Raw genomic sequence first — 23,230 nt, 5'->3', positions numbered from 1 at the left:
GTTTTGTGGGCGGTGTAGGGGGGGGAGAAGAGAAAGAAAGAAAGGGTGGTTTTTTTTTCGTTTGGGAAAAAGGCCTTGGGGGGGGGGGGCAGACCCCCACGAACCTTAGCCCAGCAAACGGCGCGCGATGACCTGCGCCTGAATTTCACCAGCACCTTCAAAGATGTTCAGGATGCGCGCATCACACAGGATGCGGCTGATGGTGTATTCCAGCGCGAAGCCGTTGCCGCCATGGATCTGCAGACCGTTGTCCGCCGCCGCCCAAGCAACACGGGCTCCCAGCAGCTTGGCCATACCAGCCTCAAGGTCACAGCGACGATCGTTGTCCTTCTCGCGGGCCGAGAAGTAGGTCAGCTGACGCGCGATCATCAGTTCCACCGCCATCATTGCCAGCTTGTTGGCCACGCGGGGGAATTCGATCAGCGACTTGCCGAACTGCTTGCGGTCCTCGGCATAGCGCATCGACACGTCCAGAGCTGACTGGCCCACACCAACAGCGCGCGCTGCGGTCTGGATACGGGCCGACTCAAAGGTCTGCATCAGCTGCTTGAAGCCCTGGCCTTCTTCGCCGCCAAGCAGGTTTTCACCTTTGACCGCGAACTTATCGAAGCCCAGCTCATATTCCTTCATGCCGCGATACCCCAGAACCTCGATCTCGCCGCCGGTCATTCCGGGGGTCGGGAAGGGTTCTTCGTCAGTGCCGGGGGTCTTCTCGGCCAGGAACATCGACAGACCTTTGTAGTTGTCGGTCGACGGATCGGTCCGCGCCAGCAGGGTCATCACGTGGGTGCGCGCCGCGTGGGTGATCCAGGTCTTGTTGCCGGTCACTTCATAGTCGCCATCGGCATTCTTGACCGCGCGGGTGCGCAGACTGCCAAGGTCGGAACCAGTGTTCGGCTCGGTGAACACAGCAGTCGGCAGCTTCTCGGCAGAGGCCAGTTCGGGCAGCCACTTCTGCTTCTGCTCTTCGGTGCCGCCAGCAAGGATCAGCTCTGCCGCGATTTCGGAGCGGGTGCCAAGCGAACCAACGCCGATATAGCCGCGCGACAGCTCTTCCGAGACAACGCACATCGCGGTTTTGGACATGCCGAACCCGCCGTATTCCTCGGGGATGGTCAGGCCAAAGACGCCCATTTCCGCCAGCTCGTTGATGATCTCTAGCGGGATCAGCTCGTCCTTCAGGTGCCATTCGTGGGCATGGGGCTCCACGCGGTCCACCGAATAGCGGCGGAACTGCTCGCGGATCATCTCCATCTCTTCGTCCAGACCGGATTGGCCTGTGGTCACGTTCGCACGGCTGTCGCGCATGATTTCGACGAGGCGCACGCGCGCGGCCTGAGAGTTGCCACTCGCGATCAAGGTCTTGACCGCGTCAGTCATCATCTCTGCGACGGCCTCGGGCGAGACGCCCATATCGGACACGCGAATGATCTCGCCTTGGTTCATCTGGATGCCGCCAGCGATCTGGCTCAGGTATTCGCCGAACGCGATCTGCAGGATCAGCTGCTCAGTTTCGCCGAACTTGCCTTCTTCCTTCAGCGCGATTGCCCAACGGTGCATCTCGCGCAGCGCCTCGACATAGGTCGCCAGCCACGCCACACCGTGCGCGGCAGTCTGGTTCTGCTCGACCAGAGCGTTCGAAACGCGGTCGCCGTCTGTCACCATCGCGCGGACATTGTTCAGCGCTTGTTCAAGGATCGCCTCGGCGGGCGCGATCGCAGCCTCGGTCAGGCTGAGCAAATCGGGAAGCAGCGTCGCGGTCTGCGCTGCGAAGTCCTGTCCGTCATGTGCCATGAGTCATCTCCTATAATGCTTGTGCAGAGAACTAGAGCCTTTGCAGGCGCAGCGCAATAAAAATACCGAACACGGGACGAAAGTGTACCCATTATTGCGCGTTGAAGTTTTTACCTATCGCCCTCAGGGGCATGCTAAATGGCTGAAATGGAACTCGTAACGCATCTTATGACACCGTCGGCGTTTGTGCTGGCTCTGAGTGTCGCCTTCATTGCTGGTGTGGTCAAAGGTATGGTGGGGTTTGCCATGCCGATGATTCTAATTTCCGGCCTTTCTTCTGTTATTTCGCCGGAATTGGCGCTCGCTGGGCTGATTCTGCCGACCGTGATCACCAACGGGATGCAGGCCATGCGCCAAGGCCCGCGTGCCGCATGGGAATCATTGCTGAAGTTCCGCAGATACCTTGGGACGCTGCTTATCGTTCTGATCATCAGTGCCCAGTTGGTGCGTACTATCCCTGCCGAGCTGATGCTGCTGATCATCGGGGTGCCCATCGTCATCTTCGCTGCGACGCAGCTAGCTGGGATGCCCCTGCGCATCGCCTCTCCGCCGACCCGAACCACCGAAATCGGGATCGGGGCTTTTGCCGGTTTCATCGGGGGGCTGTCCGGTGTCTGGGGGCCGCCAACAGTGGCGTACCTGACGGCTTTGGATACGCCCAAGCGTGACCACATTCGCGTCCAAGGCGTAATCTACGGCCTCGGCGCGATCGTCCTCTTGTTCGCTCATATTGGATCGGGGGTCGTCCGCGCCGAAACCCTGCCGTTCTCGATCGCTATCGTTCCGCCTGCCATCATTGGGATGTGGCTTGGCCTCAAGGTCAACGACCGGATCGACCAAAACGCGTTTCGCAAAGCGACCCTGTTGGTCCTGATGATCGCAGGCCTGAACCTGATCCGTCGTGGCCTGATGGGCTAAACGAAAATCGCCGGCCCAACCAGGACCGGCGACTTATCTTCACGTTGGCAAAATACCCCGGGGGTGAATTGCCATAGGCAAGAGGGGGCAGCGCCCCCTCACTCCAATCAACCGATTGCAGCGGCCTTAACGTCTTTGTCGATGTAGGGCACGTACTGCTCGAAGTTGTCCGAGAACATCTTGACCAGCTTCTCTGCCTGCGCGTCATAGGCTTCGGGATCACCCCAAGTGCGGCGGGGATCCAGCAGCACTTCGGGCACACCGGGAACGTCCACAGGCACATCAAAGCCAAAGTTCGGGTCCTTGCGGAACTCGACTGCGCTCAGGCTGCCGTCCAGAGCAGCGGTCAGCAGGGCGCGGGTTGCCTTGATAGGCATACGCTTGCCGGTGCCGTAGGCGCCGCCGGTCCAACCGGTGTTCACCAGCCAGCAGGTTGCACCGTGCTTGGCGATCTTGTCACGCAGCAGGTTGCCGTAAACCTCGGGGCGGCGGGGCATGAAGGGAGCTCCAAAGCAGGTCGAAAAGGTGGGCTCGGGCTCGGTCACGCCGCGCTCGGTCCCTGCAACCTTGGACGTGAAGCCCGAAAGGAAGTGGTACATTGCCTGCGCAGGTGTCAGACGCGCGATCGGGGGCAGAACACCGAACGCATCACAGGTCAGCATGATGACGTTCTTGGGGTGGCCGCCCTGAGCCGAGTAGGACGCGTTCGAGATGTAATGCAGCGGGTACGCGCAACGCATGTTGGCGGTCAGGCTGTCATCATCGAAGTCCAGCTCGAGGGTTTCTTCGTCGAATACCATGTTCTCGATCACAGTCGCGAACTTGGTGGTGGTCGCGTAGATTTCGGGCTCGGCTTCGGCGTTCAGGTTGATGGTCTTGGCGTAGCAGCCGCCTTCGAAGTTGAAGGTGCCCTTGTCCGACCAGCCGTGCTCGTCGTCACCGATCAGGGTGCGCGACGGGTCTGCCGACAGGGTGGTTTTGCCGGTGCCCGACAGACCAAAGAACACAGCCGCGTCCACGGGGTTGCCGGTGGCGTGGTTGGCCGAGCAGTGCATCGGCATGATGCCTTTGGCGGGCAGCAGGTAGTTCAGCAGAGTGAATACCGACTTCTTGTTTTCGCCTGCGTACTCGGTACCGCCGATCAGGATGAGCTTCTTGTCGAAGTTCAGTGCGATCACGGTCTCGCTGCGGCAGCCATGTTTTTCAGCGTCTGCTTTGAACGAGGGGCAGTTGATGATGGTGAATTCGGGAACGAATTCGTCCAGCTCGTCCAGCTCGGGGCGGCGCAGCAGGTGACGGATGAACAGGCCATGCCATGCCAGCTCGGTCACAACGCGCACGTCCAGACGGTTGGCCGGATCGGCGCCGCCGAACAGATCCTGTACGTAGTAATCCTTGCCCTTCATGTGGGCGAGCATGTCCTCGTGCAGGATGTCGAACTTGTCGGCCTCCATGGGGGCGTTGTTTTCCCACCAGATCGTGTCTTCGACGCTGGGGGTGCGGACAACAAATTTGTCCTTGGGCGAACGGCCGGTGTGCTTGCCGGTGGTCACCAGGAAAGCACCGCCACGACCGAGGCGACCTTCGTTATTCTTTACCGCTGCCTCCACGAGCGCGGGTTCCATGAGGTTATAATAGACATTACCCAGCTCACTGATCCCTTGATCTTCAAGCCGATGCTGCGGGTTTACCCGTCCAAATGCCATTTTCTTCACTCCTGTCCGCGCCAGCGGTCACAAAACTTGATAGGGCCCCGATGTCGTTGCCTCGATGCAACGTGTCGGTAAAGGCGTCCTTAGCATGATGGAAAAGGAAATGAATAGGATGCTAAGCTCCTGTTAGCGCAACCAAATTCAGTTTATCGCAAACATGACTTCGAAGAAGGACTTTGGTCTGCGACAGTCTGTCAGAATTCGACCGCTAACATAATTACCACGTTCGAATAGTACCAAATTCGCGAATCGCAAAAAGGATTGCGGAGAGATACGAAATCCCTGCATAACTGTAAGAAAAAATAATCGTGCAGTACAAGGAATGAGTTATGTCCAGAATTGCTCTGGTGGATGATGATCGCAACATCCTGACATCGGTTGCCATGACCCTTGAAGCAGAAGGGTTTGAAGTCGAGACCTACAACGACGGCCAAGCAGCGTTAGAGGCTTTTGAGAAAAAGCTGCCTGACATGGCTGTGCTGGACATCAAGATGCCGCGCATGGACGGCATGGATCTGCTACAGCGTCTTCGCAAGAAAACTTCGATGCCCGTCATTTTCCTCACCTCCAAGGATGACGAGATTGACGAGGTTCTGGGCTTGCGAATGGGCGCTGACGATTATGTCAAAAAGCCATTTTCTCAGCGTCTTCTGGTCGAGCGGATCCGTGCGCTGCTGCGCCGTCAGGATGCCTTGAACAGTGACAGCGAAGGCGAAGTCGAAGAAAGCAAAGTGATGGCGCGTGGGCAGTTGTCTATGGACCCGCTGCGTCACGCTGTGACCTGGAAAGGTCTGGACTTGTCACTCACGGTTACGGAATTCCTTCTCCTTCAGGCACTGGCGCAGCGTCCGGGCTTTGTCAAAAGCCGCGACCAGCTGATGGATGTGGCCTATGATGATCAGGTTTACGTAGACGACCGCACAATCGATAGTCATATCAAGCGCTTGCGCAAGAAGATGCGAATGGTTGATTCGGAGTTTTCTGCGATCGAAACCCTGTACGGCGTCGGATACCGGTATAACGAAGAGTGATGACTGACATCGGAGATACCTCAGCAGTGCAAAAGCGGGCCGTTCGGTCGGCTGACATCGTGCTGGGTGATGATTACGTGTCTCCGGACGCTCTGCACGAAACGGTCGAACGGGAAACAGCCGCCAAGCGCGGTGTGCTGACGCTGAACACGTCGCCGCTGGCCCGCAAGATCATCACCTTCAACCTGCTGGGTCTGATCGTATTGCTGGCGGGTATTCTCTATCTGAACCCCTCAAGGGAATCTCTAGCATTGCAGCGGGCAACCTCTTTGGCCGCAGAGGCAGAGCTTGTCGCTGATGTCTTTGAGGCGCGGCTCCTGTCGCAGGCCGAAGGCGGTGTCGACAATGTGACCGGTATTCGCGCCGAGGATACCTTGGCCGCGATGACACTGTACCGCGGCACCGAGGTCTACGTATTCGACGGCAGCGGGAACCTGATGGCGGTCGCTGAGGGGACGCGCAGTCGCGCGGAACTCGCAGATGTGGGCGAAAACGACACCTACATCACCGATGCGCTGACGACAGTATGGCAGTGGATGGTGCAATTTTTTGCGCCGACTGATTCGGTTGCCGCCGGGGTCGAGAACGAAGAGATCGTGCGCGACATGATCGGTGGTGCGCGCATTAATGAGACTCGGATGGCCACTGGTGTCGGTGCTTTTGGCGATACAGTGTTTACAGTTGCGACGCCAATCATGGTGGGTGACCTACCAGTTGGTGCGATCGCAATGGCCAGTTCGACAACCGAGATTGACCGTTTGGTGAGTGTGGAGCGAGAGCGCGTCTTGCGCATGTTCGTGGTCGCGCTGTTCGTCTCGGTCGGTTTGAGCCTGCTCTTGGCCTCGACTATTGCGAACCCACTGTCCGATCTGGCGGCCGCCGCAGAGATTGGACGTGATCGCAACCGCACTCGTTACAGTCCTGGCCGCGTCAGAATTCCTGATTTGTCTGCACGCCCTGATGAAATCGGTCGCCTGTCAGAAGCCCTGCGCGGTATGGTGGGCGCCTTGTACGAGCGGATTGATAGCAACGAACAGTTTGCCGCCGATGTGGCGCACGAGATCAAGAACCCGCTCGCTTCTTTGCGGTCTGCTGTCGGGACATTGCATGTGGCCAAGCGGCAGGAGCAGCAAGAAAAGCTGCTCGAGGTCATTGAACATGATGTACGGCGCTTGGATCGACTGGTCAGCGATATCTCGAACGCCTCTCGACTGGACAGTGAACTGGTGCGCGAGGAAGAAGAAACCTTTGACCTGCTAACCATGCTGGGCAACCTGATTCAGTATCTGGGTGAGGATGCGAAGGTCAAAGGCATCGACTTCATCTCGGACCTGCCGCAAGACTCGATCGAGCTGACGGGACTCGAAGCCCGCTTGGCACAGGTCTTTGTGAACCTGATCACCAACGCGATCTCCTTTTGTGACGAGGGGGATGCGATCCGGGTCTGGGCGCGGCAGCGCGACAATCGGGTTCTGGTCGTGGTCGAAGACACTGGGCCAGGTATTCCCGAACAGTCACTGACCAAGATTTTCAAACGCTTCTACTCCCACCGTCCCGAAGGACAGTTCGGCAACAATTCAGGCCTGGGTTTGGCGATTTCAAAGCAGATTGTCGAAGCGCATGGCGGCGTGATCTGGGCCGAGAACATTCGTGCGACCCACGCAGATCCGTCCACCGATCCCCTTGGGGCACGTTTTGTGGTTGGTCTGCCTCTGTAAGTCATGAATGTTTCTCGAATCGAAGAGATTGCAGAGGGGCAGGGGCCGGCATGGGTCCACGCATCTAGTGTCATGGTGCATGGACAGGCCTTGGTGCTCTTTGGACAATCTGGCAGCGGGAAGTCCGGTCTGGCTCTGCAACTGATGGCGCTTGGCGCGACCCTGATCGCCGATGATCGGACGATCCTGACGCGACACGAGGAGCAGATCATCGCGAGTTGTCCCAAAACAATCACAGGCCGGATTGAGGCACGTGGGGTCGGCATTCTGAGAGCCGAGGTCGCGCATGATGCGCCTGTGGTCGCCTTTGTCGACATGGAGTGCGCCGAAACCCAGCGATTGCCTGACCCGCGAGCGCTAACTGTGTTCGGACTGCACATCCCTGTTCTGCAAAAAGTAGAAGAGGGTTATTTCCCTGCGGCGCTTATGCAATATCTCTCTCAAGGGATAGCTGAGGGGTGATAGGCTCATGTCCGAACAACCACCACGCGTGATCTGGATCACCGGACCTTCGGGGTCTGGACGTAAAACGGCTATCAATGCGCTGGAGGATCTGGGCTACGAAGTCATCGACAACCTGCCCCTTCGGCTCTTGCCTGCGATTGTGAAAGACGCGTCCGAGGGGGACAGGCTGGCGTTGGGGCTGGATGTCCGGAACCGCGATTTTAGCATGAACGCGATGCTTGATGCGCTCGAGGATCTGGCCCGAAATCCCCGAAGCGGCGTGCAGCTACTGTATACGGACGCCCATCCCGAAGTCCTGCTGCGCCGATATAGCGAAACCAGACGCCGCCACCCGCTGTCGCCTGCAGAAAGCGCGGAGGTCGGGATCGAGCGTGAACTTGACCTGCTTGCTCCGATCCGTGCACGAGCAGACATCCTGATCGACACATCAGAGATGACGCCCCACGATCTGAAAGCCGAGATCGAACGCCAGTTCGCTGTGGGCGAAGAAGGAAATCTGGCAGTCTCGATCCAGTCCTTTTCTTTCAAGCGCGGCACGCCCCGCGGAATCGACATGATCTTTGATGCCCGATTCTTGCGAAACCCGTATTGGGAGCCCGCCTTGCGCGGAATGAACGGTCAGGACGAACCAGTTGCGACCTACATCGGAGCTGATCCACGCTACGATGAGTTCTTTGATCGGGTCAAAGGTCTGGTTGAGTTCCTGTTGCCACAATACGCGCAGGAGGGAAAATCCTATCTATCGATAGGGTTTGGCTGCACCGGAGGGCAGCATCGCTCTGTTGCACTCGCAGAAAACCTATCCAAAGCCCTTGCAACTGCCGGATGGCAGGTGTCAATTAGACACCGTGAATTGGAACGACAGGCCCAAGGTGGGTCTGCTAAGGGTAAGTTAGGCAAGGCGTGATCGGGATCGTAATCGTCGCGCATGGTGGGTTGGCCAAAGAATACCTGGCCGTAGTCGAGCATGTGGTGGGTCCGCAGAGCGGGATCAGCGCAATTTCGATCGAACCGGATCATGACCGTGCACAAAAACAGCGCGAAATTTCAGCGGCGGCGGATGCTGTCGATTCCGGTGATGGTGTGATCGTCGTGACAGATATGTTCGGAGGCTCGCCTTCAAATCTGAGCCTGCGCGCATGCAGCCCCAAGAACCGGCGTATCCTGTACGGCGCCAATTTGCCGATGTTGATCAAGCTAGCGAAAAGCCGCCATTTGAACGTACCCGAAGCGGCGCAATGCGCTCTAACTGCGGGGCGGAAATATATTGACAGTTGCGACGTCAGTGCAGACTAAGAAGTCCCATGTCACATTCATTCTGCCGCACTTTTCCGATTATTAATGTCAAAGGGCTACATGCCCGCGCTTCGGCCAAATTCGTCGAAGTGGTCGAGCAATTCGATGCACGCGCAGAGGTGTCTCATGGTGGGATGTCGACGTCTGGCGACAGCATCATGGGCCTTCTGATGCTCGCTGCTGCCCATGGCACATCGATTGACGTCGAAACCACCGGCCCCCAAGCGGCTGAACTGGTCGAGGCTCTGGAAACGCTGGTCGCTGATCGCTTCGGCGAAGATATGTGATCCGGTGCAGGAGGCAACCGACGTGACGGACACACCCGATTCCCATTCTGACACCGTACAGACAGGGCATTTGCACGGTCAGGGCGATGGTGGGAAGTTGTCCGATCAATCCTATGATCGCCGTCGCCTGTCCTATGCGACCACGTTTGATAATGCGTTCCAGCGTCGTACCATTCAGACGATGGAATTCTTGACCGGCAAGCTACGTCTTCTGCGCTTGATCCGCCGTTTCGAGGCGATGGGCGTGCCCTTTGGTCAGCCCTTCTGGAAACAGGCGCTCGAAGTGATGGGGATTCCGCTCGAGACCCCACAGGAGCAGATCAACCGCATCCCAGAGACGGGCCCTTTGATCGTGGTCGCAAACCACCCACATGGGCTGGTCGACGGTATGGTGCTGGCGGAACTCATGGGCCGCCGCCGCACCGACTACAAAATTCTGACGCGCTCTTTGCTGACAGGCGTGGGCGAGATCGACGAATTCATGATCCCGGTTCCCTTCGCACACGAAGAGGACGCCTTGCAGAAGAACCTGCTTATGCGCAAACGGGCGATGGATCACCTGTCGGATGGCGGCGCCATTGTTCTGTTTCCGTCAGGCGTCGTCGCCTCATCCGATACCATGTTCGGACCCGCGATCGAGCGGGAATGGAACCCCTTTACCGCGAAAATGATCCAGCGTTCCAAGGCGGAGGTGCTGCCGATCTTCTTCCCGGGCTCAAACTCGCGCTGGTACCAGATGGCAAACCGGACTTCAGCAACCTTGCGTCAGGGCCTGCTGCTGCACGAAGTCGTGCATGCCCTGAACAAACCGCAGGCACCCGTGGTTGGCAACGTCTTCGACCGCGACGAGATCGCGAAATGGTCCACCAACCCGCGTGGCTTCATGGGCTGGCTGCGCGAGCAAACGCTCGCTTTAGGCACCACCGCCTAACTCTCTTTCTTGGTAAAAATACCCATTGGCCGCAGGCCTGCGCCGATAGGCGCACAAAGCAAAACCCCCGCGGCCGGGCCTCGGGGGTCTCAATTCTTTTTCAGTGCGACTGAATGTCTTTATAGACCTTCGCGCTGGGCCTTTTTACGTGCCAGCTTGCGAGCGCGGCGAATCGCTTCTGCCTTCTCGCGTGCCTTCTTCTCAGAGGGCTTCTCGAAGTGCTGTTTAAGCTTCATTTCACGGAAAACGCCTTCACGTTGAAGCTTTTTCTTCAGGGCGCGGAGCGCCTGATCGACATTGTTGTCACGAACACTGACCTGCATACCGGTGTCACCACCTTTCTAGTTTAGAGTTTCAATCAATAGCAGGAAGTGGCCCTATAGCATCGGCGCCCTAGTTTGTCTAGCATCCGGAGAAACAGACGGAGCACCCTTATGACTGACTCGCCCAAAGCACAGCTTCTCGACGCGATCAAGATGCACGTCCCCTTTGATGGGTGGACCCGCCCTGCCTATCAGGCGGCTGTTGCCGACACAGGGATTGATCCCGTTTTGGCCAGCGCCGTGTGCCCTCGTGGGGCCGTCGACCTAGCCATTGCGTTTCATCAGGAAGGCGACGCGCAAATGGTGATGCGCATGGCGGAACCCGATGCTGCGGAAATGAAAATCCGCGAAAAGATCACCTTTGCTGTGCGCACGCGACTGGAACTGGTCGAGGACAAAGAGCTGGTCCGCCGCGGCATGACCCTGTTTTCGCTACCCCAGAACGCCGCTGACGGGACCAAGCTGGTCTGGCAGACTTGTGACGCGATCTGGAACTCGATTGGTGACACATCGGACGATGTGAACTGGTACACCAAGCGCGCGACACTGGCCGGCGTCTACTCTTCGACCGTACTCTACTGGCTGGGAGACGAAAGCGAAGGGCACGAAGCGACGTGGGTCTTCCTTGACCGCAGGATCGAGAATGTCATGCAGATCGAAAAGATGAAGGCGACCGTGCGTAAAAGCCCATTTCTGTCCAAACTGATGGCGGGGCCGAATGCGGTACTTTCGCACATCAAGGCCCCTTCGCGCTTGAACGATCAGGGGTTGCCGGGTCACATGGCCCCGAAATCCCAAAGCTGACCCGAGGACGAAATGACCCAAGACATGCGCGTGATCGAAATCGCTCAACCGGGCGGCCCCGAAGTGCTGTCCCCAGCGCAGCGTAACATTCCGGAGCCGAAAGCAGGCGAGGTTGTGATCCGTGTGGCCTATGCGGGTGTGAACCGCCCCGATGCTTTGCAGCGTGCGGGTCTCTACAACCCGCCTGCGGGTGCCAGCGACCTGCCGGGCCTTGAGGCTTCGGGCGAGATCAGCGCCGTGGGCGAGGGCGTGTCTGAGTGGAAGGTCGGCGATCAGGTCTGCGCCCTGCTGCCTGGCGGAGGCTACGCAGAGTACGTGGCAACGCCTGCAGCGCACTGCTTGCCCATCCCTGACGGCATGTCGATGGATCAGGCGGCCTGCCTGCCCGAGACCTTCTTTACCGTTTGGTCGAACGTTTTTCAGCGGGGCGGCTTGCAGGCTGGCGAGCGGTTCCTGATCCATGGTGGGTCGTCAGGTATCGGCACGACAGCGATTCAACTTGCCCGCCACTTTGGCGCCCGTGTGTTTGTCACCGCCGGGTCTGCTGACAAATGTGCGGCTTGTGTCGATCTGGGCGCAGAGCGCGCTATCAATTACCGAGATGAGGACTTCGTCGAGGTGATCCGGTCCGAGGGCGGAGCGAACCTGATCCTTGATATGGTCGGGGGCAGCTATCTGCCGCGCAATGTCAAATCGCTGGCCGACGACGGACGCTTGGTGCAGATCGCTTTCCTTCAGGGGCCCAAGGTTGAATTGAACTTTGCCCAAGTCATGATGCGCCGCCTGACGATCACCGGCAGCACTCTGCGCCCCCAGAGTGATCTGGCCAAAGCGCGCATCTCGGCTGAATTGCGCGAAAAAGTCTGGCCACTGCTAAGCGCTGGTCAGATCAAACCCGTGATGGACAGCGAATTTGCTTTGGACCAAGCCAGCGAAGCACATGCCCGCATGGAAAGCAGCGGGCACATCGGCAAGATTGTCCTGAAAGTCAGCTAAAGAGCATCGCCCCTAGCGAATAGGGGCGAACAGCGCATCCTTTTGCGTGCAATCGCGCACCACGTCCTGCCCGCAGGGCACGGGGTCCAAATCCTTGGACAGGCAGATGCGGACTTCTTGGATGCGGCGGTCGCGGCAGGTGACCGTCAGCATATCTGGCTCAAGCTGGGGATTCGCTTGGATAAAAGCTTCTTCGACCAGAGAGGCGGGCAGGCGGACCTCTTCCTCCAACCGGCGAAAGACGTCAGGACGGGTGATGGACCCGTAGGCTTCACGGGATAGTTCGAAATAGGTGTTTGAACTCAGGCCAGTGCAGACCCCATGCTTCTTCCATTGATGCCACGCCAGCCCTCCAGAGCCCATGATATCGGCCATTTCGCCGGTTTCGCGGCGAGATGGCGCACGCTCTACAGTGTTGCAATAACTGGGATATCCGCGGTGAAACTGCGGCCAAAGGCCGTGCAGGCTCCATCCCAGATCGGTGTCGCACTGTTCGGCGTCCCGCGCATCGCCCTCAATCGCGCACCACGTCGGGCTCCAGCTTAGGGCCATGACGTAATAGTCGAACTCACCAGCTGGTTCGCCCTCGGCATGTGCCACAGCTGCTGAAAGTAGCAGTCCTATCATCCAACGCATTTGCCCTTTTCCTTTTACCCGTTTCACGCTATATCGCCCCTCAGTTCCCCGTAAATTGTGAACAGTTCTGCCAAGGCAGGACAGCCCCGAAGGCGGGCGACGGGGGAAGTCTATTCAAGGAGTGACCACATGGGCAAACCGATCATGGCGAAGGCAACGGCTGTATGGCTCGTTGACAACACCACTCTGTCGTTCAAGCAGATCGCTGATTTCGTCGGCATGCACGAGCTGGAAATTCAGGGGATCGCCGACGGCGATGTGGCCGGTTCGGTGCGTGGGTTTGATCCCGTCGCGAACAACCAGTTGGACGCCGAAGAGATCAAGCGCGCGGAAAACAATCCGATGCACAAGTTGAAGCTCAAGTTCAACAAAGCTGCCCAAGGCGAAGAAAAGCGCCGCGGCCCGCGCTACACCCCGCTGTCCAAGCGTCAGGACCGTCCGGCGTCGATCCTATGGCTCGTCAAGTTCCACCCCGAACTGGCAGACAGCCAGATCGCCAAGCTGGTCGGCACCACCAAACCGACCATCGCAGCGATCCGCGAGCGCACCCACTGGAACATCGCAAACATCAACCCGATCGACCCCGTCGCATTGGGCCTGTGTAAGCAGTCGGAGCTGGACCTTGCCGTTCAGAAAGCAGCCGAGAAACGTCGCGCCGAAGGCGTGATGTCGGACGACGAGCGTCGCGCGCTGGTCAGCACCGAAGCAAGCCTGTCCATGGACTCAGCCGAGCCTCGTATCCCCACCGCGATCGAAGGTTTGGAAACCTTTAGCTTCGGATCGGACTCGAACGATCAGGAAGAAGAGGCAGACAAATTCGACGACACCCGCGATGCGGACAGCTTCTTCAACTTGCCGAACTCGAGCGACGACGAAGACGACGATAAATAAGTTTGAATACCGTTCACGAAAAACCCGGCCTAGCGCCGGGTTTTTTGCGTTCAGACGGGTGGGTCAGACAGGCACCTGATTGTGTGCGATCAATTGCCAGCCTTCGTCTGCTTCGCAGTAGGTTGAACTGCACAGCGCGCGGTAGGTGTCGTTGCCGCGTTTGGCGTGGGCCTCGTAGGCCAGAACAAAAGACGATCCGTGGCGCATCGCAATCTCATCCTCGAACGCGACTGTTTCCCAGCGCGGACCTTTTTCAATCACATTCAGGATTTTTTTGCCGCAAAGAATGCCGGTTGGCTTCGGCAGCACCATGACTGCGTCCTCAGCGATTTTGTCATTGTAGAACGCAGGTCCTTCGAGCCAGAACCTTTGTTCGTCCTGCCAGCGGGCTTGCTCAATATTCATTATAATTGCCTCAGTAAATTCCGGGCTTTTAACCCGATGAAGCTTAGATAGTTCCAAGTTATTAAATTTAAATTGATCTACGTGCTTTCAGAGCGGCAGAAATTGTGCCGTCGTCCAGATAATCCAGTTCTCCGCCGATCGGGACGCCTTGGGCAAGCGAAGTTATGCGCACGCGGCCATCCAGCTGGTCCGCGATGTAGTGAGCGGTGGTTTGCCCGTCTACAGTTGCGTTCAGCGCCAGAATAACCTCGGAAATCTGTTCGTTTTCAATGCGCGCGACCAGCTGCGGAATGCGGATATCTTCTGGGCCGATATCATCAAGTGCCGATAGCGTACCGCCAAGCACATGGTACCGCCCGCCAAAAACCGCGCCGCGTTCCATCGCCCACAGATCACTGACGTCTTGGACGACGCAAATCTCGCCGGTTGCGCGCTTTTCAGAGCGGCAGATGTCGCAGATGTCCTCTGTCCCGATATTTCCGCAGTTCAGACATTCGCGTGCGGTTGCCGCGACCTTGGCCATCTGTTCTGCGAGCGGGGACAAGAGCTGTCCCCGCTTGCGGATCATTTGCAGCACAGCACGCCGCGCCGAGCGAGGCCCCAAACCTGGCAGGCGGGCCATCATCTCGATCAGTTTGTCGATATCGCGCGTGCTGCTCATATGCGATTAGAAGGGCAGCTTCATGTCCGCAGGCAGGCCCATTTCGGCAGCCAGCTTCTGCATCTCTTCTGCAGCCTTTTCTTGTGCCTTGTCCTGTGCGTTCGAGATCGCGGCAAGGATCAGGTCCTCGACCACTTCTTTGTCCTCGGCACTAAAGATCGAAGGATCAATATCCAGCGACTTCACCTTGCCCTTGGCGTTGGCGGTCGCCTTGACCAGACCCGCCCCAGCTTCGCCGGTGACGGTCATGTCGTTCATTTCTTCCTGCAGATCGGTCATGCGGGTCTGCATGTCCTTGGCAGTTTTCATCATCTTGGCCATGTCGCCCATGGCGCCCAAACCTTTGAACATCGGGTCTCTCCTGTTTCGGGTGGTTACTGATCCTCGAAAGGATCCCATTCATCTTCGACTTCGGGCAGAGCCTCTGACATCGCTTCGGCTTGCTGCTCAGCCTGCGTGCGGATCTCTGTGATCTGCGCCTTGGGGAACAGGGCGCGCACAGCCGCGAACATCGGGTGTGCCTCGGCCTCCTGTCGCAGGGCCAAGGCTTCGGCGTCGCGCACTTCGGCAATCGTCTTGCCGCCGCCAGAGCCTACCACAATCACGGCCCATCGCGCACCAGTCCATGCCTGCAATCGCGACCCAAGGCGCTGCGCCAGATCACGCGGTGCCTGGTCCGTGACTTCGCACTCGATGCGACCGGGACTGTATTTCGCGAGCCGGAAGTAATTCTCAACTTCGATCAAGAGTTTTACGTCGCGATGGGTGCGGATCAGGTCCAGAACGTTCTCAAATGTCGCATAGGTGGCCAGCGGGTTCGCCTGCGCGGTCACCGGCTGCGCGCCGCCACGGGCCACAGGACCACTTGGACCAGTATGGGTTGGCGTGGGCATAGAGCCGCGGGCTGCTACGTTGCCTCCGCCGCCAGCGGGGCCTCCGTTCGGCGCGGGGCCGCGGGGCGGGTCTTGCTGCAGCTTACGTACCAACTCCTCTGGGCTTGGCAGCTCTGCCACATGGGTCAAGCGAATGATTGCCATCTCGGCGGCCATCATGGCGTTGGGCGCGGCGCTAACTTCCTCAAGCGCCTTGAGCAGCATCTGCCACATTCGGGTCATAGACCGGATCGGCAAACGGTTCGCCAGATCAACACCCCGACGGCGTTCATCCGGGCTGATGGTTGGATCTTCGGCGGCATCAGGCGTGATCTTCACAACGCTGATCCAGTGGGTGATCTCGGCCATATCGCGCAGAACGGCCAAGGGATCGGCCCCATCCGCGTATTGCAAGCCCAGTTCGGTTAGTGCTCCGGCGGCGTCCCCGCCCATGACCATCTCGAACAGATCCATCACGCGGCTACGATCCGCCAGGCCCAGCATCGCACGCACTTGATCTGCGGTGGTCTCACCCGCCCCATGGCTGATCGCCTGATCTAGCAGCGAAGTCGCATCACGTGCTGAACCCTCGGCAGCGCGGGTGATCAACGCCAAGGCATCATCGGAAATCTCTGCCCGTTCGGCGCCCGCGATTTTGCGCAAAAGTGCGATCATTACCTCGGGCTCGATCCGGCGCAGGTCGAACCGCTGACACCGTGACAACACCGTCACAGGCACCTTGCGGATCTCTGTCGTCGCAAAGATGAACTTCACATGGGCCGGAGGCTCCTCCAGCGTCTTGAGCAGCGCGTTGAACGCGCTGTTCGACAGCATGTGAACTTCGTCGATGATGTAGATTTTGTACCGCGCCGAAGCTGCCCGATAATGCACAGAATCGATGATTTCGCGAATGTCGCCCACACCGGTGCGCGAAGCCGCGTCCATCTCCATGACGTCCACGTGACGCCCTTCCATGATCGCGGTGCAGTGCTCGCACTGACCACAAGGCTCGGTCGTCGGCCCGCCGTTTCCGTCCGGCCCGATGCAGTTCATGCCCTTGGCTATTATCCGCGCGGTGGTCGTCTTACCGGTCCCGCGAATACCGGTCATGATGAAGGCCTGCGCAATACGGTCCGCAGCAAAGGCGTTCTTCAGCGTGCGCACCATCGCGTCCTGACCGACCAGATCGGCAAAGGTTTCGGGGCGGTATTTCCGCGCCAGCACCTGATAGGCAGTCTGTCCGGTCTCGCTCATGGGGCCTCCCAATTCTTCCGCGCCAAACCTAAGGCTCACCCTGTCAAAGGTCCAGCGCCGCCGCTTTCACTTTGGCAAAAATACTCTGGGGGAGAGGCGCACCAGCGCGGCGGGGGCAAAGCCCCCACTGGCGTGGGTTCCACGAAATCAAGATGTCGAGGAATAAGGTGAGAGGTTGAACAGCGACCCAAGCGGGGCTCGTTGCGGCTGCTTCCTTCCGGACCTGACCGGGTTGGCGAGGCGCTCGCCCGCGCCAACCTCTCAAGGCGTCATTTAGGGCGTTCGAAAACAGAATGCAAGGGGGCGGATTATCCGATGATCCCCGCCCATTTCAGTCCCGCAATCAGGTCGTCGGCTACGAAATGTGCAAATCGGCGTGACGATGGGATGACGTCCGGCACTTGAACCACCGTCAAACCTGCGGCGAACGCCGCTTGCGCACCGGTCTCCGAATCTTCGAATGCAAGCGCACGGCCGGGCGCAACTCCCAGTTGTTGCGCGGCCAACAAATAAGGCTCGGGCGCCGGTTTTGCGTTTTCGACATGGGCGACAGTCACCACCACGTCGAAGTGGTCATGAAGTCCGGTCGCGGTCATCTTGAGTTCCGCCTCACCCTGCTGGGACGAGGTGCAGATCGCTTTGGGCAGGCCCGCCGCATCGACCGCCGCCAGCGCGTCCAAGAGGCCCGGCTTATGAGGGATGCCGTCTGTCGCATACAGCTCTCCGACAATCTCGGCCCAGCGCCGTTCGATCTGCGCCATATCCACATGGTCATATCGCGCGCGAATGATGGCGCCGCCGGTTTGCTTGTCGCGGCCGACAAGTTGGTGGAACAGGTCTTCTTCCAGATCAATGCCTTGCTCGGCAAAGGCCCGACGTCCAGCTTGCCAGCCCAGAGCCTCTGTGTCGATCAGCGTCCCGTCGAGATCAAAAATAACCGCGTCAAACTTCATCGCGCTCTCCTGACAACCAAAAGGGCGACCCGCGAAGGCCGCCCCTCTTTCGGGTTATCGCTATCAGCTTAGAGAGCGATGCGGAAGAGCGTGAAGCCTTCGTCGCCTTCGCCCGCCTCAGTGATGTCCAAGGCTGCGATGTCCGCTAGATGTGCTTTGGCTTTGGGGCCGGTTTCGAACAGCACAGTCGTGTCGGGCACCGGTGCAAATGACCAGTTGTTGTCGGCAGTTGGGTTGATCGTACCCTGATCGACGATATAGCGGACAAGGATATCGCGGTTGGTGTCGGGCCCTTCGAAGATGATGGTATCGCCCTTGGCTCCGGGGAAGTCACCACCGCCGCTGGCGCGGTAGTTGTTTGTCGCGACGATAAATTCCTGATCAGGATCAACAGGTGCGCCGTCGTATGAGAGGTTCACGATACGGTTCGCTTCTGGGTTCAGGTCTTCACCCTTCGGGCCAAACTTCGAGGGCTGGGTTAGGTCGATCTGATAGGTTACCCCGTCAATGACGTCGAAGTTGTAGCTGGGGAAGTCGGGGTTCAGCAGGGTCTGGTCCTGTTCACCTGCGGTGATCTGGTTGAACATACCGGCAGAGCGTTCCAACCAGTCTTTCAGCTGTGCACCAGAGATTTTCACGGCCCGAATCGTGTTGGGGTAGAGATACAGGTCCGCCACGTTCTTGATCGCCACATCGCCGACCGGCACGTCGGTGTAGTAGTCAGGACCGCCGCGGCCCCCCGCCTTGAACGGTGCCGCAGCCGAGAGCAATGGTAGCCCCGCGTACTCGGTGTCTGCGAGCATCTGTTCAATATACCACATCTGCGCATTGGACACGATTTGGACGGACGGATCGTCGGCAACCAAAGCGAAATAGCTGTAAAGCGGCGCGCTGGTTTTGCCCACGGCGCGGCGAACATATTCAAGCGTTTCGTTATGCTCTTGGCGGACAGACGCGAGCACGGCGTCGTCGCTTTCGACCAGCGGAGTGATGCTGCGGTCTTCGCCGCGTTCGTAGATCGGACGCACGGTGGCAGAGTGGGTTACAACGCGCCATTCGCCGCCTTCGCGTTCCAGCATCAGGTCGATCAAGCCCATATGGCTGCCCCAGAACCCGCCCATGACGGCGGGCTTGCCGTGGATTGTGCCAGCCTCGGCGTCCACACCAGCATATCCTTCGTAGGTCGGGCTGGGGAATACGAGGTGGCTGTGGCCGGTCATCAACGCGTCGATTCCGTCGATTTCGGCCAGCGGGACCGAGGCGTTCTCCATCCCGTCAGTTCGCTGGGCTGATCCGATGCCCGAGTGGGACAGTGCAATCACAATATCCGCGCCCTGTTCTTTCATCTCGGGGACATAGGCTTCGGCTGTTTCCAGAATGTCGCGGGCTTCGACATTGCCGACCAGATGCTTCGAATCCCAGTTCATGATCTGCGGCGGGACAAAGCCGATCAGGCCGATCTTGATCTTGTGCGACTCACCCGCTCCGTCGGTGATCGTCCGGTCCAGCAGAACATACGGCTTCAACAGTGTTTCGTCCTGAGTCGGGTTGGCACCTAATTTCGTCGCCACATTGGCCGAGACGACGGGGAAATTGGCACCGGCCAGTGATTTCATCAGGAAGCTGAGGCCATAATTGAATTCGTGGTTACCCAAGGTCGAAGCATCGAATCCCAGCGTGTTCATCGCTGTGATGACGGGGTGCATATCCCCATCTTTCATGCCCCGTTCATAAGCGATGTAATCGCCCATAGGGTTGCCTTGTAGAAAATCCCCATTGTCGACAAGCAAGCTGTTCGTTGCCTCGGAACGGATGTCTTTTATGTAAGAGGCAGTGCGGGCGAGGCCGACCGTATCAATGGGCCTGTCCGCGTAGTAATCATAGGGAAACACATGCACGTGCAGATCCGTTGTTTCCATGATCCGTAGGTGCGCCTGATTGGCAGCGGCGCGTGCGGAAAAAGGATGCAGAACGATCATCGCTGCGCCTGCTGCAGTACTTGCCAGAAAGTTGCGACGTGTAATTCTGTATTTCGAAACGACCATTTCATCATACTCCCATCCATTCCCGGTATTCAGGTAGAGTGCAACTATGACGCGTGCATGACGATAAGCATTTCTGCAGAGAGGCCGTTGCTGCGCGTGCATCCGCGTGGCATGAAGCTGGAAGATTAAAATAGGAACCGGCAATGCGCGACGCAGAGACAGTAACATTCGGAGGCTCTGATCTAGATCGCGCGGCCCATTTGCGTAGCGATGTCAGTGCTCTGGCGGAGTTGCGGCAGGACCCGAGCGGGACGCATATCGTTTTGTGGCAAGGCAAGCCCTTGGTCAAGGGCGATGAAATGGACAGTCTGGTTCGCCTGTCGCATGATCACCCGATTTTAGCGGAATGCGAGACGGACGCCCTTTTTCTGGGCATGGAAGAGCGTGGGCCTGTGTTCGGTCACTGGCTCAAGGAGTACTGGCCCGAGGGGCTGGATGGTTCTGAATTGGGCGGATTCGTCGACACCACACAACAGAGCCATCCGACGCTGCGGAGTGATCAGGTCTTTGCCGAGTTGAGAATGATCATGACCCGCTTGACCGCGCGGGACGCCGAGTTGGCGGCGACCTTGCGAGCGATGGTCGAGTGGCACCGCCGTCACGGTTTCTGTGCCTGCTGCGGGGCACAGAGCGAGATCGGGCAGGGCGGTTGGCAGCGCAGCTGTGACGCATGCAAGTCTCAGCATTTCCCGCGAACCGACCCTGTTGTGATCATGTTGATTACCCATGGCAATTCGGTGCTTCTGGGGCGATCGCCGGGCTGGCCCGAGGGGATGTATTCGCTGCTCGCTGGGTTTGTTGAGCCCGGCGAAACGCTTGAGGCCGCCGTCCGCCGCGAGGTGATGGAAGAGGCGGGCATTAAAGTCGGGCGCGTCGAATATCTGGCAAGTCAGCCTTGGGCCTTTCCGGCCAGTTTGATGACGGGGTTCCGTGGCGAAGCTCTGACCAAAGAGATCAAGCTTGATCCCGCAGAGTTGGAAGATGCGGTGTGGTTCACCCGCGAAGAGGTTGCCAAAGCCTTTGTTGGGCAGCACCCGACGTTAAAGCCGGCGCGCAAGGGAGCGATTGCCCAGTTCCTGTTGCAGAAGTGGCTTTCTGACCAGTTGGATTGACGGATTCGTTGAAAGATAGATTGAGTTTCTTTGAAAATACGGAATTGATGGAAGCATGAAGTTCAGCACACGAGAAGACATCGATCTGCCCCTCGACAAGGTATTCGAGCAGGTCAGCGACCTCGATCAATTCGAGCGTGCGGCTCTGCGCCGTGGGGTCAAGATTCGTCGTCTCGACAATCATGCCGAGGCCCGCGCCGGGATGCAGTGGGAAATGGACTTTGTGCTGCGGGGCAAGGAACGTCATCTGGACGCACAGATGATCAGCTACGATCCCCCTAATGGCATGATGTTTGAGGGGAAATCCGGCGGTATGCTGCACCATCTGACTGTGGATCTGACCCCGCTTTCTAAGAAGCGTACACGACTACAGCTGGAACTGGAACTCAAACCGCGCAGTCTGCCAGCGCGTCTGCTGATTCAGTCGTTCAAGCTGGGAAAGCAGAAGCTGAATAAGAAGTTCAAGAAGCGGGTCAGTGAATTTGCCCGCGAAATGGAAAAATCCGCCGCGCGCTAGGGCGCGGCGCGCTTTCTTAGCCGTCGCGGCGCGGCGACGCGGGGTAGACCCCCAGAATTTTCAGATGATCGGTGAAGTAGCTCAGTTCTTCGAGCGCGAGACGTACGTTGTCGTCTTCGGGGTGGCCCTCGATATCCGCGTAGAATTGGGTCGCGGTGAAATGGCCGCCCACCATATAGCTTTCCAGCTTGGTCATGTTGACGCCATTGGTCGCGAACCCGCCCATCGCTTTGTACAGAGCGGCGGGGATGTTGCGGACGCGGAAAACAAAGGTGGTCATCATCTTGCCCGAGCCGCGGCGAGTCAGGTCAATCGCGGGGCGCATGAGCAGGAAGCGCGTGGTATTGGTGCCCTCGTCTTCAATGTCCTTGGCCAAAACATCCAGACCATAGATCTCACCAGCAAGTTCGCTAGCCAGCGCTGCTTGTTCGGGGTCATTGCGCTCTGCGATTTCTCGGGCTGACCCCGCAGTGTCGGCGCCGGTGATACGCTGAATGCCATGTTCTGTCAGGAATGACCGGCATTGCCCCAGCAGCATCGAGTGGGACATCGCGGATTTCACCTGCGCTAGCTTGGTGCCCTTGGTCCCGAGCAGGGTGATTCGGACGCGCACGAAGGCTTCGTCGACGATATGCAGGCCGGATTCGGGCAGCAGGTAGTGGATATCGGCGACTCGGCCATAGGTCGAATTCTCGACGGGCAGCATGGCGAGGTCGGCTTCGCCCGATTTTACGGCAGTGATCGCATCTTCAAACGTTGCGCAGGGCATTACTTCATCATTTGGTCGTGCTTCACGGCATGCCTGATGGGAATAAGCGCCTAGTTCCCCCTGGAAAGCGATGCGTTTTACCATGTTTTTCGTCCATTTCTGCCAAATCGGGCGTTTGGTCGCGGTAACTACACCTTGCGTCCATTGGGGGGAAGCGCATATGAAGCCGCAACAGCTAACGAAGTGAGACGCGAGCCATGCTTGATACGATGACCTTCACCAAGGTTCTGGGCGGATTTTGTGGCGCCTTTCTGATTTTCCTTCTCGGCAAGTGGGTTGCTGAAGAAGTTTACGCGATGGGCGGAGGCCACGGTGACGAGCACGCACAGGGCTATGTCATCGAAGTTGCGGATGCAGGCGGTGCAGCAGAGGAAGAAGAAGGCCCTGATTTTGCAACCCTGCTTGCCAGCGCAGATGCGGGCAAAGGCGAACGCGTGTTCAAGAAGTGCGCAGCATGCCACAAAGTTGACGGCGAAGATGCAACCGGCCCGCACCTGAACGGTGTGATTGATCGTGCCATCGGTAGCGTCGCTGGTTTCAACTACTCTGGCGCACTGAGCGCGGTTGGTGATGTCTGGAGCCCCGAGAACCTGAACGTATTCTTGGAAAACCCCAAGGGCGCAGCGCCCGGCACATCGATGGGCTTTGCTGGCCTGCGCAAGGTTGAGGACCGCGCTCACCTCGTTGCTTACCTCCAGAGCGTCAGCAACTAAGGTTTATCCTGAATTTGATATTCTAAAGGGCTGTCCACGTGGGCAGCCCTTTTTCGTTTTAAGCTGTTGTTCACGCTCGCTCACGCATCCTCGACTTGCACCTTTGTCGCTTCACGCTTTAGCGTTG

25 protein-coding genes and 1 other RNA gene are annotated in these 23,230 nt (G+C 58.4%); 14 read left to right on the top strand and 12 right to left on the bottom strand.

Annotated features, from left to right (window positions below; translation table 11 throughout):
* Positions 1-105 precede the first annotated feature (105 nt).
* Entirely contained in the window at positions 106-1,794 is a 1,689-nt protein-coding gene (locus AB9K37_RS06915) for an acyl-CoA dehydrogenase family protein (protein ID WP_369836382.1), read from the bottom strand.
* 147 nt (positions 1,795-1,941) lie between these two features.
* On the opposite strand from AB9K37_RS06915, the gene AB9K37_RS06910 reads away from it, so the two are divergent.
* A complete protein-coding gene (locus AB9K37_RS06910) occupies positions 1,942-2,712 on the top strand; it encodes a sulfite exporter TauE/SafE family protein (RefSeq protein ID WP_369836384.1) in 771 nt (256 codons plus the stop codon).
* Between the two features lie 107 nt (positions 2,713-2,819).
* Here AB9K37_RS06910 and AB9K37_RS06905 read toward each other — a convergent pair whose 3' ends face one another.
* The gene (locus AB9K37_RS06905) at positions 2,820-4,418 is read right to left on the bottom strand and encodes a phosphoenolpyruvate carboxykinase (RefSeq protein WP_369836380.1); all 1,599 of its coding nucleotides are present in this window, start codon (positions 4,416-4,418) and stop codon (positions 2,820-2,822) included.
* A 335-nt stretch (positions 4,419-4,753) separates the two neighbouring features.
* On the opposite strand from AB9K37_RS06905, the gene AB9K37_RS06900 reads away from it, so the two are divergent.
* From AB9K37_RS06900 to AB9K37_RS06870, 7 genes are read left to right on the top strand one after another with little or no spacing between them, the layout of a single operon-like run.
* Positions 4,754-5,455: a response regulator gene (locus AB9K37_RS06900; protein WP_369836378.1), complete on the top strand. Its 702-nt coding sequence runs from the start codon at positions 4,754-4,756 to the stop codon at positions 5,453-5,455.
* A complete protein-coding gene (locus AB9K37_RS06895) occupies positions 5,455-7,173 on the top strand; it encodes a sensor N-terminal transmembrane domain-containing protein (RefSeq protein ID WP_369836376.1) in 1,719 nt (572 codons plus the stop codon). Before AB9K37_RS06900 ends, AB9K37_RS06895 begins: the two co-directional genes overlap by 1 nt.
* Positions 7,174-7,176: 3 nt before the next feature.
* A complete protein-coding gene (locus AB9K37_RS06890; protein ID WP_369836373.1) occupies positions 7,177-7,635 on the top strand; it encodes an HPr kinase/phosphorylase in 459 nt (152 codons plus the stop codon).
* Positions 7,636-7,642: 7 nt separating this feature from the next.
* Positions 7,643-8,545 carry an RNase adapter RapZ gene (rapZ, locus tag AB9K37_RS06885; RefSeq protein WP_369836370.1) on the top strand — a complete coding sequence of 301 codons (903 nt, stop codon included), beginning with the start codon at positions 7,643-7,645 and terminating at the stop codon, positions 8,543-8,545.
* Positions 8,542-8,934 (top strand): PTS sugar transporter subunit IIA, encoded by a 393-nt coding sequence (locus AB9K37_RS06880; protein ID WP_369836368.1) that lies wholly within the window; start codon positions 8,542-8,544, stop codon positions 8,932-8,934. The genes rapZ and AB9K37_RS06880 overlap by 4 nt, the downstream gene beginning before the upstream one ends.
* Before the next feature lie 8 nt (positions 8,935-8,942).
* Positions 8,943-9,221 carry an HPr family phosphocarrier protein gene (locus tag AB9K37_RS06875; protein WP_369836365.1) on the top strand — a complete coding sequence of 93 codons (279 nt, stop codon included), beginning with the start codon at positions 8,943-8,945 and terminating at the stop codon, positions 9,219-9,221.
* Positions 9,222-9,243: 22 nt separating this feature from the next.
* Entirely contained in the window at positions 9,244-10,152 is a 909-nt protein-coding gene (locus tag AB9K37_RS06870; protein ID WP_369836363.1) for a lysophospholipid acyltransferase family protein, read from the top strand.
* 119 nt (positions 10,153-10,271) lie between these two features.
* Here the strand turns inward: AB9K37_RS06870 and rpsU are convergent, their stop codons facing one another.
* Entirely contained in the window at positions 10,272-10,475 is a 204-nt protein-coding gene (rpsU, locus tag AB9K37_RS06865; RefSeq protein ID WP_072709771.1) for a 30S ribosomal protein S21, read from the bottom strand.
* A 111-nt stretch (positions 10,476-10,586) separates the two neighbouring features.
* On the opposite strand from rpsU, the gene AB9K37_RS06860 reads away from it, so the two are divergent.
* Positions 10,587-11,279, top strand: a complete 693-nt coding sequence (locus tag AB9K37_RS06860; protein ID WP_369836359.1) for a COQ9 family protein — start codon at positions 10,587-10,589, stop codon at positions 11,277-11,279.
* A 12-nt stretch (positions 11,280-11,291) separates the two neighbouring features.
* Complete coding sequence (locus AB9K37_RS06855) at positions 11,292-12,275, top strand: NAD(P)H-quinone oxidoreductase (protein WP_369836356.1); 984 nt, start codon at positions 11,292-11,294, stop codon at positions 12,273-12,275.
* Positions 12,276-12,287: 12 nt separating this feature from the next.
* Here AB9K37_RS06855 and AB9K37_RS06850 read toward each other — a convergent pair whose 3' ends face one another.
* Entirely contained in the window at positions 12,288-12,911 is a 624-nt protein-coding gene (locus AB9K37_RS06850; protein WP_369836353.1) for a ribonuclease T, read from the bottom strand.
* A 129-nt stretch (positions 12,912-13,040) separates the two neighbouring features.
* Here AB9K37_RS06850 and AB9K37_RS06845 point away from each other — a divergent pair, with 129 nt between their 5' ends.
* Entirely contained in the window at positions 13,041-13,802 is a 762-nt protein-coding gene (locus AB9K37_RS06845) for a DUF1013 domain-containing protein (protein WP_293708486.1), read from the top strand.
* Positions 13,803-13,865: 63 nt separating this feature from the next.
* Here the strand turns inward: AB9K37_RS06845 and AB9K37_RS06840 are convergent, their stop codons facing one another.
* The 7 genes from AB9K37_RS06840 to AB9K37_RS06810 all read right to left on the bottom strand — a co-directional run bounded on the left by AB9K37_RS06840 (position 13,866) and on the right by AB9K37_RS06810 (position 19,992).
* The gene (locus AB9K37_RS06840) at positions 13,866-14,207 is read right to left on the bottom strand and encodes a nuclear transport factor 2 family protein (protein WP_369836350.1); all 342 of its coding nucleotides are present in this window, start codon (positions 14,205-14,207) and stop codon (positions 13,866-13,868) included.
* 67 nt (positions 14,208-14,274) lie between these two features.
* Positions 14,275-14,868, bottom strand: coding sequence for a recombination mediator RecR (gene recR / locus AB9K37_RS06835; RefSeq protein ID WP_072709797.1), 594 nt, complete (start codon positions 14,866-14,868; stop codon positions 14,275-14,277).
* Between the two features lie 6 nt (positions 14,869-14,874).
* Positions 14,875-15,219 (bottom strand): YbaB/EbfC family nucleoid-associated protein, encoded by a 345-nt coding sequence (locus AB9K37_RS06830; RefSeq protein WP_072709799.1) that lies wholly within the window; start codon positions 15,217-15,219, stop codon positions 14,875-14,877.
* A 23-nt stretch (positions 15,220-15,242) separates the two neighbouring features.
* Positions 15,243-16,994 carry a DNA polymerase III subunit gamma/tau gene (locus AB9K37_RS06825; RefSeq protein WP_369836345.1) on the bottom strand — a complete coding sequence of 584 codons (1,752 nt, stop codon included), beginning with the start codon at positions 16,992-16,994 and terminating at the stop codon, positions 15,243-15,245.
* A gap of 165 nt (positions 16,995-17,159) precedes the next feature.
* Positions 17,160-17,258, bottom strand: an RNA gene (gene ffs, locus AB9K37_RS06820) — signal recognition particle sRNA small type.
* 44 nt (positions 17,259-17,302) lie between these two features.
* A complete protein-coding gene (locus AB9K37_RS06815) occupies positions 17,303-17,947 on the bottom strand; it encodes an HAD family hydrolase (protein ID WP_369836342.1) in 645 nt (214 codons plus the stop codon).
* A 68-nt stretch (positions 17,948-18,015) separates the two neighbouring features.
* Positions 18,016-19,992, bottom strand: coding sequence for a bifunctional 2',3'-cyclic-nucleotide 2'-phosphodiesterase/3'-nucleotidase (locus AB9K37_RS06810; protein ID WP_369836340.1), 1,977 nt, complete (start codon positions 19,990-19,992; stop codon positions 18,016-18,018).
* Between the two features lie 143 nt (positions 19,993-20,135).
* Between AB9K37_RS06810 and nudC the strand changes: the two genes are divergently transcribed.
* Positions 20,136-21,104 carry an NAD(+) diphosphatase gene (gene nudC, locus AB9K37_RS06805; protein WP_369836338.1) on the top strand — a complete coding sequence of 323 codons (969 nt, stop codon included), beginning with the start codon at positions 20,136-20,138 and terminating at the stop codon, positions 21,102-21,104.
* Positions 21,105-21,159: 55 nt separating this feature from the next.
* On the top strand, positions 21,160-21,621 hold the full coding sequence (locus AB9K37_RS06800) for an SRPBCC family protein (protein ID WP_369836335.1): 462 nt from the start codon (positions 21,160-21,162) through the stop codon (positions 21,619-21,621).
* 16 nt (positions 21,622-21,637) lie between these two features.
* Here the strand turns inward: AB9K37_RS06800 and AB9K37_RS06795 are convergent, their stop codons facing one another.
* Positions 21,638-22,474 carry a prephenate dehydratase gene (locus AB9K37_RS06795; RefSeq protein WP_369836332.1) on the bottom strand — a complete coding sequence of 279 codons (837 nt, stop codon included), beginning with the start codon at positions 22,472-22,474 and terminating at the stop codon, positions 21,638-21,640.
* A 113-nt stretch (positions 22,475-22,587) separates the two neighbouring features.
* Between AB9K37_RS06795 and AB9K37_RS06790 the strand changes: the two genes are divergently transcribed.
* Positions 22,588-23,103, top strand: coding sequence for a cytochrome c family protein (locus AB9K37_RS06790; RefSeq protein WP_369836329.1), 516 nt, complete (start codon positions 22,588-22,590; stop codon positions 23,101-23,103).
* Positions 23,104-23,230: the final 127 nt, after the last annotated feature.

Origin of the sequence: Donghicola sp. XS_ASV15, assembly GCF_041224595.1 — a bacterium.
Taxonomy (GTDB): Bacteria; Pseudomonadota; Alphaproteobacteria; order Rhodobacterales; family Rhodobacteraceae; genus Donghicola.
This window is presented reverse-complemented; position numbering and strand designations above follow the sequence as displayed.